We start from the raw sequence: 12,282 nt of genomic DNA, 5'->3' as shown, positions 1-12,282 counted from the left end.
TGGTCTGAGTTGAGGGCCTATAGCGGAATCCCGGAACAGGGGCCGTTGGATGAGGCGACTGCCAAACTCATGATACACGGCTACTATGCCTCAGTCTCTTTCGTAGACGCACAGATCGTGGAGTTTGTCGATTTGTATCCGACCATGTGCGATGCTGCCGGAATCGAACAACCGGCGCAGTTGGAAGGGACCTGCCTGCTTCCTCTGTTAAAATCACCGGACGCGAAAACAAAACTTTTGAAGAACAGGGGCGCTAATTATAATAGATAGCATTTCGACTTCCTTTCCGTCACTCTCAACCCCTAACACGTAAAAAAGGGGACAAGGATATCGGACAGCATGTGTATGTGTGTGTCAAATATCCCTTTCCCCTTTTCAGTTATCTCTTATTAAAACAGCCCGGCGGCCATTACTTCACCGTCCAGACCACTTTGTCATTTACAGGATTCTTCTTTTGGGTGGAACGGGCTTCTATCGTGTTTTCGCCTTCTTGCAGAGAGACTGCTTTCCATTCGAATGTCGCATATTCATCCGGCTTCTGCCGACCGAGGCTTTTTCCGTTTACGAACAATTCGACTTCGGGTTGGTTGGAGAAGATCATGATATCCGTTACGGCCAGTGAACGATCGCGATGGCGGCGGTTCGCGATGTAAACGAACGGTTCCTCCGTATTCCAGTTTGCCTTATAGAAATAGAACGCATCTTTTTTCACCTTGCGGTCGAAAGTCACCAGACCTTTGTCGTTGATGCCGGGACGATCACCTTCCACACGATGGGCGGCGCCGAAATCAAACAGGTTCCAGATGAAAGAGCCCCAGACGAACGGACGTTCCGCCATTGCTTTCCAGTTGCCGATATGATAATAAGTCTGGTAGTTTTCCGGATGCCACCAACCGGAGGCGATCCCCCGTTTCACAGAGTCCTGTTGGTGGTAGATGCTCGCCCCCGCTCCATATTCGCTGATGGCGATCTTATATTCCGGGTGTGCCTTGTGATTGGCGTCCAGCCATTTTCCCATATCGGACGGTGAACCGCCATACCAACCGAAATACTGGTTCCAGGCAATCACATCGGTTACTTTACTTATCTCATCGTCGTAAGAAAGGAAACTGGCTGAAGTCGTCAGGCGGGTCGGGTCTTCCTTATGGGCCAGTTCGTTCAGTTCCTCTATATATTCGGTCGGGTTGTCACCGATGGTCTTCAACTCGTTGAACAGTCCCCAGAAACAGATCGACGGATGGTTGTAGTGCTGACGGATCAATTCGATCAACTGCTCTTTTCCGTTCTCGCGGAAAGAGGGTTGGTTGATATAGCCCCTATCCTGGTATCCGCCCGGTCCTATCTGCGGTATCTCGGCCCAGGTGACAATACCGTATTTATCCATCAGGTCGTAAAAGTAGGTCGCCTGCGGATAATGAGCCAGACGAACGGCATTAGCTCCCATCTCGGCCATGATGGCGGCATCTTCATCGTGGTGCATTTTATAAAGCGCATTTCCTCTTTCCGCCCGATCCTGGTGGCGGCATACGCCTTTCAGTTTCAGATGTTCGCCATTCAGGAAGAAACCTTCTTCGGCATCCACATGATAATAGCGCAAACCCAACGGCTGCACGATTCGGTCTATCATCTCGCTTTCGGAGAAAAGGGATATCTCGACCTTATACATAAACGGGTCTTTGCGGCCGTTCCACAGATGGGGGTTCCGGATTGTCAGATCCATTCCGGTCGTGGCCCAGTCGCCGGCTTCTACCGTGACATTCATATCTTGCTGTTGGACAAGCTTGTCGCCCTCCCAGACCTTAATGTCCACTTTTACGGGTTGCGCCGTCGCGCTGCCGTTAGAGACAAGCACTTTCGCCCGCACATCGGCCTGTTCTTTCGTTACCTTATTCTGGATCAGATAGACACCGGGAGAAGCATAGTCGGTGAGCGAGATATTGACAGGATCCGTTACGATCAGGTTCACATCCCGGTAGATACCTCCGTAGAAGTTGAAATCGCCGACCAACGGCATGACATCCTGTTGCAAAGCGTTATTGACCTTCACCAAGATCCGGTTGTCGGCATCATATTTCACCTTATCCGTGATCTCGAATACAAACGCGCCATATCCGCCACGGTGCTCACCGATATGGACATCGTTAATGAAAACATTCGTAACCGTATTGACTCCTTCGAAACGCAGGAAGAGGCGTTTGCCTTTCCATTCGGGTTTTACAAACAGCGTTTTGGTATAGTTGCCCATTCCGCGATAGTAATCCTGTTTACCCGAAAGTGCATCACCGCTATTCCAGGTATGGGGCAGGTTCACCCGTTCTTCACTTTTAAACTGTACTTGATGGGAAAAGCGGAACATCCAGTTCTCGTTCAACAGGATTTCCTTACGTGCAGCAAAGACAGAAGTGCTGATAAAAAGGAGCAGCAGACTCAAGATAGTGTGTTTCATGCTTACATATTTCTTTATTTACGGTTCAAAAGTAAGCAATGAAAGGCAAAGAGAAGTGCACTATTTGTCTAATTGGAGGGATAGAATTGTCCAAAACAAAAAAATTATGACTTATGATTTATTTGAAACCCATAAATCATAAGTCATAAGTCATAAATCTCTACATCGCCTGTTCGCCGCCACCGCTATTGCCTTCTCCACCGCTCTTGGTATCATCATTGCTGATGCCACGGCGGACTTTCTTGATCTGACCCTTCATCGTTCCGAAACGATAAGAGAGACTCAAACGGAATTCACGGGCATGACGATAAGTCGTAGAACGATCCACGAATCCTTCGCCTGTCGTAGTCGACTCCATCTTCATCGTCTTCCAGAACGGGTTCTGTGCACCCAAAGTAACGGAGAGTTTCTTTTTCAGGAAATCCTTGCTGACATTCAAACCGGTAAAATAGAAAGGAGACTGTTTGCCCTGCAACTGTACCCACGGGCTGAAATAACCACCATGCAGATTGATACGGAAGTCTTTCGGCAGGTTAAACTGTGCTCCGGCAAAAACTCGGGCAGCCACACCATCCTTCGTCAGACCCAACGCTTTTTTGCTGTTGATATTCGTATAGTCCATTCCGCCGTTCATATAGATACGGAACAGGGGAACCGGATTCCAGCTGCCATACAGGAACAGTCCGACCTGCTGGCGTTTTCCCAGGTTCCCATACGTGCTATAAGAAGCTCCGTTATATTGGGAGAGCGGATCGGATTCCGGGAAGTTGACTATTATCGTATACCTTTCAATCGCATTGTTCACGAACGTATAGCTCACACTTGCATTAATGCTGAACTTCTGTGCGAACTTGCTGAAGTTGAAGTTCACATTGTTACTCTTTTCAGAATCCAGATTCGGATTACCTTGCGAGATACGCTGCGGGTCGATATTGTTCAAATACGGGTTCAGATACCAGATACCCGGACGCTGGATACGCATGTTGTATCCCAAACGCAACTGCGAAGACATATCCAACTGATAGGTCAATGTCGCATTCGGGACAACATCGAAATAATGTGTCTTGAAGTTCTCTTCCGGCGCCTTGGCAAACTCAGCGTTCAAGCTGGTCCCTTCTGCGCGGACCCCTGCTTTGGCTCCTAATTTACCGAACTTGACCAGATATCCCAAATAAGCGGAATAAATGTGCTGGGTATGGCGGAAATCGCTATTACGTTGCGAAATATCCTGCCAGACATTCAATGAATCCATCACCTGTTCCAGTGTATTACTCTTGCTCTGGCGGTTTATATATTTCACGCCGGCTTCCAACGTCTGATCTTTAAACAGAGGTGTCGTATAATCGACCTGCGCCGTATGTTCCGTCGTGGAAGCATCATTGATATTCCAGTTCGGATAACGATAAGCCTGGCTATAATCGCCTACCAGGTCTTCAAGCCGGGAATGTCCTTCATTGTCGTTGGGCGATTGGCTGAAACGATAAGACAACGTCAGCAATTCATCCTTCTTGCTGGTCGAATGCTGGAAATCGACATTGACATCCGTAGAGCCGAATGTTCCTTTCGAATCCGAATAGCGTTTATAAGAATACATCGTTGTCGGCTCTCCGTCTGCCAGTTCGGTCCGATTGACCTTATCGGCAAAGAGCTCGGAGAGGTTGTTCGATTTTCCCCGGAACAGGTTGACACCCACGCTCAATAAGTTCAGCGTATCGATTTCATAGCTCCCTTCCAAATAACCGTATTGGAACGGGCCTTTGTTTTTGCTGCGTCCATGTTCGTTCAACAAGGAAGACGGACGGGTAAAAGTCTGCTCGCCCTGCTGGTATTGCACTTCCTGCTCATCGCGCATCGAATAGGTATCATTCCAAGGGGAATTACGACGGTTATAACCGTAGTTGGCCGTCACGCCGAACTTCCCTGCCTTCATCGAGACATAGCCGCCGCCACCGAAGCTACCCAGTGTGCTGGCATCGGCACGAACCGTTCCCGTATATCCTTGCAGCGCATTCTTGGTTGTAATGATATTGATAATACCTCCCACGCCTTCGGCATCATATTTGGATCCCGGATCGGTAATGACCTCGATATTCTTGATCGAACTGGCCGGCATGCTTTTCAACACATCGGAAGCATTGCTACCACTCAACAAATTGGAAGGTTTGCCATTCATGTAGATTTTATAATTGGACGATCCTTTCAACTGGATCTTGTCTTCGCCGTCTACCGTGACCATCGGGACCTTGCGGAACATTTCCAACGCATTGCTGGTTTTGGCCTCCGGGTCGTCTTCCAGGTTATAAGTCAGCTTATCGACCTCCATCTTGACCAATGGCTTTTGAGCGGTTACGGTCACTTCCTTCAACTGCTGGGTATCGTCGTTCATGAACAATTTGCCAAAATCCAACACTTTCTTGTTTTCTGACAATGTAAAAGTTTTTTGGACAGTAACTTTCCCTAAAGATTCCATTGTCATCACATATTTGCCCGGCTTGTTCATTGTCGACGTGAACTTGCCATCATCATCACAAGCCAACAATTTCACCGGAGTCTGTGGCGCGGAAGCCGACGCGATTCTCAATGTGGCATAAGGTACGGACTCATTGGATAAAGAGTCGACTACTTGTCCTTTAATAGTAAAGGCAGCTGACCCACCTCCGGTTTGCGCAAACACTGACGCAGACACAAATAGTATCAGCATTAAGTAGAGCAGTTTTTCTTTCATTAAATTTGAGAATTTAGAATTATCGATTATACATTCACATAAAATAATTGCAAATGTAATCTTATCTACGAGTCATTCGTAACTTTGCTGTTTAAAGAATTGTAAAAGTTCTATTTTTATGTTCTGTTTTTATGTATTTCACTTATTTTTGTAGATACCAATCATAAAAAAAACAAGCTTATGAGAAAATTATCATTCATTTTCGCCACATTGCTGCTCGCTGCCACGATGCATGCGCAGGAGTTGAAAACCATTAAGTTAAACACTCCCGACAAAAACAGAGGCAGCGCTGTCATGAAAGCATTATCCGACCGCCACTCCGACCGGGAATATGCGGCCAAGGAACTCAGCCTGCAGGACCTGTCGGATTTGTTATGGGCGGCGAACGGGATCAACCGGCCGGATGGAAAACGGACGGCCCCTTCTGCCCTGAACAAACAGGATATCGATATTTATGTAATCATGAAAGAAGGCGCTTACCTGTATGATGCCAAAGCCAACAACCTGCAGCCCGTTGCAAAAGGAGACCACCGGGGTGCTGTTGCCGGTGGCCAGGATTTTGTCAAATCGGCTCCGGCCTGCCTGGTGCTCGTTTCCGACCTTTCGCGTTTCGGCAACGTGGCCGACCATACCAAACTGATGGCGGCTGTCGATGCCGGTATCGTTTGCCAAAACATCAATGTTTTTTGTGCATCCGCCGGCCTGGCGACCGTTCCCCGTGCCTCGATGGATCAAGCTGCTTTAAAACAAATCCTGAAATTAACGGACAACCAACTGCCGATCATGAACAATCCTGTTGGATATCCCCGTAAATAAAAAGCCTCTTATCGTTTAGAAGCCACTATTGATTATCAGCCACCTCAACAAGCTGATAATCAATATTTGTTATTTTCCGTAAATAACCCAATGGATCTGAAAGAATAAAGCATAGGGTTAGGCAGGCTAAAGCTATGGGTTAGGCAGGCTAAAGCATAGCTTTATAATCCGTCTGACGCCCTGATAAATAATTGATCGTTATATTACAGGAAAAGCAGCTTTTTCATATATTTGTACATCCTTAATATTTAAAGACCTAAACACAAAATCAAAAAAAGAATGAAAGCACTTCATTGGCTATTTTATTTAGGGTGCATCTGTACCCTTTTCACGGCTTGCCAAGACAAGGACGAGCCGATAGACACACCCGAAGACAGCGACCGTGAACTCTTTGCCGGAGAAAACCGGACCATTATTTTGCAGCAACAAACCAAAGGATTTCATTCGCCCGAATATGTCTGCAAAATAAAAGCGGAAGACGGCACAGTATTTACCCGGAAAGGACTGCATGTGCGGCTGGACGGCCAATCCATCCTGACGCTCCATACGGGATTGAAAAAAGGCGTCTACCGACTCCTCGCCCTGGAGTTTCCGGATCTTGGCGAGACCTCGTCGGACACGACATGGGTTGAATTCGGACTGGGTTGCCGCATCGACATATCCGCTGCAGGCGACGTGAAGGTTATCGACCATTACAACTCTTCTCTCAATTTCTCCGGAAGCGGGACCCAGGAGGACCCTTATATCATCTCCAGCTACAGCCACCTGAAGACACTCCGGAACATCATCAACGACCAACGGCAGAACGAAACAATCACCACTCACACCTATTTCCGCCAAACAGTCGACATCGACATGGACAGAGCCTCGTGGGACAGCGACCACGACCAGGGCTGGAATCCTATCGGCAACCAGCCGAGCACGCCGTATCGCGGAGTCTATGACGGTGCGGGATATTCCATCAAGAATCTTTGGTGTGTCCGCCCCTATACATCGGGGATCGGGCTGTTCGGTTTTGTGGAACACGCCTGCATCAAAAATGTCAAGATGGTCAATCCGAAGATGGAAGGCATCTATGCCGTAGGCAGCATTGTCGGCGGCAGCATCACGGCGGGCGACCGGGCAGACACGACATTCATCGCTTCTTGTTCGACGTCCCAAGGATATGTCAAAGGCTGCAAGGGCAGCGTGGGCAACGGCGGGCTGATCGGCGTCACAGACATGAAGAGCGTACTGTTGATGGACAACTGCGTCAACGAGAGCACGCCGGTGAGCGGAGACTACGCGGTAGGCGGGCTGTTGGGAGCCGGTTCCTTATATTCCTACACGAACGTCCAGCAAAGCGAAAACCACGCATCAATCAGCTCCAGGCATACTGGGGCGGGCGGCCTGGTCGGTTCCGTAGACTCGCTCTCCGTCCTGGCCTGCACCAACACCGGGAACATCTCCGGATCAAGCGACTACGACCCTTCCGACAAAGCCTCCGGAGGATTCGGCACGGGAGGTATCGCAGGCGGAACGGGTATCTCGTTCATATACGCATCCATCAATAAAGGAGACATAAAAGGGCACACCGGCGTGGGCGGAATCATCGGCAGCACCCGTATCGGTTCGGACGAACTGCTCTTCAACAACGCATTGGTCAAGGGCTGCTCCAACACCGGTGCCATAGAAGGCGAGACGGCCGTAGGCGGCATCTGCGGCGAATCGCAATTCGGTGGTTACCTGGTCTACAACACCGGCCGCATATCTGCCTTTGCTTCCGATGCATACGTAGGAGGCATTGTCGGCAACACCTCTATCGCCGTGACGCACAATGTCCTCAACCAAGGAGCCGTGACAGCGCCGTCCAGCCATTGCGCCGGAGGCATCATCGGCAAAACGACATGGGGAGCCATCTTTGCCTGCCAGAATTATGGCGACTTGAACGTATCGGCACACTATGCAGGCGGAGTTGTCGGCTTGGCAGGCAACTACACCATGATAAACTATTGCAGCAACATGGCGAGAATCCACAATTCAGGCAAAGGCCCGACCGGTGGCATCATCGGCGAGATAGGCGATCCGAGGGAATGGTCTGCTCTGGATATCGTCAGTTGTGTCTTAGGCAGCGTGGAATGCGTGTTGGGTATCGCCGGGCCGATGATAGCCGTATCGGGAGCCGTTTTTAAAGAGGCCGAAGCCGGAGCAGCTCATATCATGAAAGAGATCACGCATGTGTTGCATCTCGGAGAGACGGGGCTCGACTTCGCCCTGATTGCCACCGAGACTTCGATCTGGCTTTACGGATTCTACGAGATGGCAACCGAAAAAGAGCTCGAACTGATGAAAAGCTCCTTGACGGCAAAAACGACAGAAATCACCGACAAAGTGAAGCAAGCCATGAGCGACATACGCAACGGCTACGTCTGGTCGAGCAGCATCATGGCGGACGGGCTGACCACGGATGTCTCCAAGCAGCAATTGCAGCACATGAACCAAGTGTTGGCGTTCTACGAGGCTTCGGATGAAAACAACGCCATCGTCAACTACAACATCAACCATAAGCGCGAGGAACGTTACGAAGAGATTGAAAAGTCAAGAAAACTTCAAGAGATCATACAAAAGAGCATTACGGGAGCCTGCTGCATAGTAGGGGCTGTCATCGGGATTGCGGCCATACCTTTCGATGCCGGGTCTACGGCGGCCTTGGTACTGGCTTCCATAGGAGGGGTCGTCACCTCCATCGGTGGCATAAACGCCATTGTCGAAGGGGCGACAGACTATCAAAACAATGCGGTTGTCGTTTCCCAATGCCTCAACATCGGCGAGATAAAGGTTGACAAGGTCGACAAGGTGGGCGGTATATTGGGACATGCCCAGCAGTTCTGCGAAATCGACGACTGCGTCAACGTCGGCCCGTTCAAAGGCGAGCAATCGCTTACGAACGGCGGTGTGGTCGGGAGAGCCGATTCACGTTCGGTCATCAACAATTGCTTGAACGTCGGCGCGAACTGGTTCGCGGTTGTTCCCAGCCAAGGGAATGTCGTCTCGCTGAAAAACTCCTACTATTACGGCCCGGAAGACTATAAACAGTCGCAAATAGGAAAGATAATTTCACTGGACGAGTTGTGCGACACAGAGTCTTTTCAGGAATGGAGCTTCAGCGGGCCGTACGCAAAATGGTATGTGGAAAACAGCAAGGGGTATTTCCCGATACCCTACCACTCCGAGATGGAAGAGGCTGTGGAAGAATAAGAATAAAACGAATGTAGCACTTAAAAAATCATACAATCAGATGAAAGTGAAAAAAGCATCGATCGTCGGCTTTTTGCTCGCCCTTCTGTTGATGGCCGGCAATAGCTGTAGTGACGACAATCCATACCTGTCGAACGAGAATGGTTCGGTACTGGAAACGACAAAAGATTTCAAGTTGAGTTCGTTTCCTTTGGAACGCCATATATGGGAGATTCCGGAAACGACCACACTGATCACGATACAACTCCGTTCGCATACGGATTTCACGGTAATAGAGTTTGACGCGACCGTGAGCATCAAGGACGAGAAACTCTGGCTGTGCATCCGGATTCCCAAGGACGTCCACATCCCGGACAGCGACTACGACGTGTGGGGTATCCTGGCTGACGGAAAAAAGTTAGGCGCCCGGCTGGTCGCCACGTTTAAGAACGAAATGCTCCATTCCGTCATGTCAACAACCGTCGAGTATGGTTTGGCGGAGGGAGACGGAACAGCCGAAAATCCATATATAATCAACACGGCGGATGATTTCAATACATTTGCGTTCGGACTATACAAAGACTCCCTCACCCACGGAGCCAATCTCTACTTCAAGCAGGGGGCCGATTTCACCGCTCCTCCCCTGAGCGAAGAATACACCGGCCGGAATTATACAGGCTATTCCTTTGCCGGGACATACGACGGAAACGGACATAAAATCATACTCAACTACACGGGTTCCAACTCCGAGAGGGACCAGAACATCGGGTTGTTCAAAGTCCTATGTAACGGAGCGACCATCAAGAACCTGACCATCTATGCCGGCATGAGAGGCATCTTGAAAAACGGAGGCGCGGTAGCCGGCAAAGCAGAAGGGAACGTCATCCTGGAGAACGTGCAGGTAAGCGGCAACTTCAATGATTGCGGAGACAATATCGGCGGATTCATCGGATACTGCCTTCGTAACCTGACCGCGAAGAAATGCAGAATCTATGCGACCGTAAACGGGGCTTCTTCGATCGGCGGACTGGTCGGCTGCTACGAGAACGGCTCCTTAAAGGTGGAGGACTTCACGAACCTGATGCCGGGTGCGGAGACAGGCGTAATCGGCCTCATAGCCTCCGGCAGCAATGTCGGCGGCATCGTAGGAGCGGTGAACAGCGGAAACGTCAATTTCAGCGACATCACGCTCCTCCACTCCATTCCCCAATCAGACATAGATGTCAAAGTCATCTACAGCCAAGGGGGTAATTCGGGTGGATTGGCCGGCAAAATGAATCTTAGCGGAAGCTCCAAAATCACCAACGTGCAAGTGGCGGCGTCGATACGCAGCGCCGGCAACAACGTTGGCGGACTGATAGGCGCTTACACCGCCAACCAAGAGCTGACCTTAAACGACTGCGAGTTCAACTCCTATTTGAGAGGCAACGAAAACGTAGGCGGATTCATCGGAACGGCCTCCGACGGGACCATCAACATAGATGGGACCCAGACCCAGATCGCCAAGACCTACAACGGAGGCTACATGTCTATCGAAGCCAATAGAAACGCAGGCGGGATGATCGGCAACGCAGCGTGTACCGTCAAGGCCAAAGCCCAATGTGTAATCAACACGCAGGTCACAGCCTACATCAGTTCGGCCGGCGGACTGATCGGATATCTCCGCAACAGGACCTTGGAGTTGGAAAATTTCAAGTTCGATGCGAACATGCACGTCTATGGAGCGGATGCCACAGGCGGTATTGTAGGCCAGGCCGAAAATAGCACCATCAAAGGGAACAACAAGGTCACCTTTGGCGGAACCATACCGAAAGCGGACAGTTTCACGAGCCATTTCCCCGGAACGGTTTCGTCGGGCACGCCAAGCGGAGGAGCGTCATCCAACGGGACATCGATGGGCGGGATTGTCGGATATGCCAACAGTTCGTCTGTCACGGGCGTATGTTTTACGGGCTCGGTATTCGGTGGAGAGCGTGTGGGCGGAATTGTCGGACATGCCACCCTCTATGACGGCAACAATAACATCACGAATTGCGTCAACAACGGAAAGACCGTAACGAATAGTTCCAACAGCAACACGGGCGGCATCGTCGGATTGCTCCAGTATAAATACGGCAGCTTCGAATATCTGGTCAATTACGGCAGAATCGAAGGGGCGAAAAACACGGGCGGTATCGTGGGCCATGCTTCGGTGGATGACAAAGGGGAGAAGATGATCTTGAGATACCTCGTCAATACGGGTACAATCACCGGCCAGCACGACGTCGGTGGTTGTGTCGGGTTCATCGACGGAAGCAACTCTAGAGGCAACGAGATCTATGACTCCGCCAACTACGGAAGCGTCAACAACAGCGGGGGCGGCAGCGTAGGCGGTATTCTTGGATATGGCAATATCGCCCATTCCGCCATCTTCTCCTGCGCCAACCACGGAGCCGTAAATGGCGGACCGGGTGGAGATTCCAACGTCGGCGGTATCTGCGGACGATTCGGGTGGCATTCCAGTTCGGATGTGTATAAAAACAATAATACGGAGTTGGCCCACTGCTGCAACCGGGGAACCGTCTCCAGCGACGATTGGAACTCGTATGTCGGCGGAGTCTTGGGAAGACAATCCTTGGGCAGCACCGTCGATGATGATAACTGGATGGTTCACGACTGCTACAACAGCGGAAATGTCCCTACCAATCACGACCGGAATACGGGCGGCATTGTCGGATACGTAGACCATACGTCCGAAGTGAAAAACTGCGTCAATACCGGAAAGGTTGAACACGGCAACGGTGTCGTCGGAACCCGAAAGAGCGCTGCGGTATGGTATCATCACAACCTCTATTTTTTGGAAGGCACCGGTAAAGACTGGAAATGCAGCAAGTTCAAGGAGAAAGACAAAGGCAATCAGTCCACTTATGGCGGATTCAACTTCAATACGATATGGCGCCTTGACCCGACTGTAAACAACGGATATCCTTATTTGCAGAGTTGCCCGTTCCAATTTATCAAACTCTGATTATCATCTTCTGATCTTGATGGCGTTTCAAAACGCCATCAAGATCAATATATATCGATCGGACATTTATAC

At 50.1% G+C, this 12,282-nt stretch carries 6 protein-coding genes; 4 read left to right on the top strand and 2 right to left on the bottom strand.

The window, feature by feature from the left end:
• The first annotated feature begins 9 nt into the window (after nucleotides 1-9).
• Nucleotides 10-270: a hypothetical protein gene (locus BQ9893_RS22125; RefSeq protein ID WP_075966047.1), complete on the top strand. Its 261-nt coding sequence runs from the start codon at nucleotides 10-12 to the stop codon at nucleotides 268-270.
• A gap of 139 nt (nucleotides 271-409) precedes the next feature.
• On the opposite strand, the gene lacZ4 is transcribed toward BQ9893_RS22125, so the two are convergent.
• Nucleotides 410-2,446 (bottom strand): beta-glucuronidase LacZ4, encoded by a 2,037-nt coding sequence (gene lacZ4, locus BQ9893_RS10905; protein ID WP_075966046.1) that lies wholly within the window; start codon nucleotides 2,444-2,446, stop codon nucleotides 410-412.
• 160 nt (nucleotides 2,447-2,606) lie between these two features.
• Nucleotides 2,607-5,171 carry a TonB-dependent receptor gene (locus tag BQ9893_RS10900; RefSeq protein WP_075966045.1) on the bottom strand — a complete coding sequence of 855 codons (2,565 nt, stop codon included), beginning with the start codon at nucleotides 5,169-5,171 and terminating at the stop codon, nucleotides 2,607-2,609.
• Between the two features lie 180 nt (nucleotides 5,172-5,351).
• Between BQ9893_RS10900 and BQ9893_RS10895 the strand changes: the two genes are divergently transcribed.
• The 3 genes from BQ9893_RS10895 (at nucleotide 5,352) to BQ9893_RS10885 (ending at nucleotide 12,210) form a co-directional block, all read left to right on the top strand.
• The gene (locus BQ9893_RS10895; RefSeq protein WP_075966044.1) at nucleotides 5,352-5,987 is read left to right on the top strand and encodes a SagB/ThcOx family dehydrogenase; all 636 of its coding nucleotides are present in this window, start codon (nucleotides 5,352-5,354) and stop codon (nucleotides 5,985-5,987) included.
• 279 nt (nucleotides 5,988-6,266) lie between these two features.
• Complete coding sequence (locus BQ9893_RS10890; RefSeq protein ID WP_075966043.1) at nucleotides 6,267-9,224, top strand: hypothetical protein; 2,958 nt, start codon at nucleotides 6,267-6,269, stop codon at nucleotides 9,222-9,224.
• 40 nt (nucleotides 9,225-9,264) lie between these two features.
• Complete coding sequence (locus tag BQ9893_RS10885; protein ID WP_075966042.1) at nucleotides 9,265-12,210, top strand: GLUG motif-containing protein; 2,946 nt, start codon at nucleotides 9,265-9,267, stop codon at nucleotides 12,208-12,210.
• Nucleotides 12,211-12,282 lie beyond the last annotated feature (72 nt).

This window comes from Parabacteroides massiliensis (assembly GCF_900155425.1).
Classification (GTDB): Bacteria; Bacteroidota; Bacteroidia; order Bacteroidales; family Tannerellaceae; genus Parabacteroides; species Parabacteroides massiliensis.
Note: the sequence above shows the minus strand (reverse complement) of the source record. Positions and strands in the feature narration are given on the sequence as shown.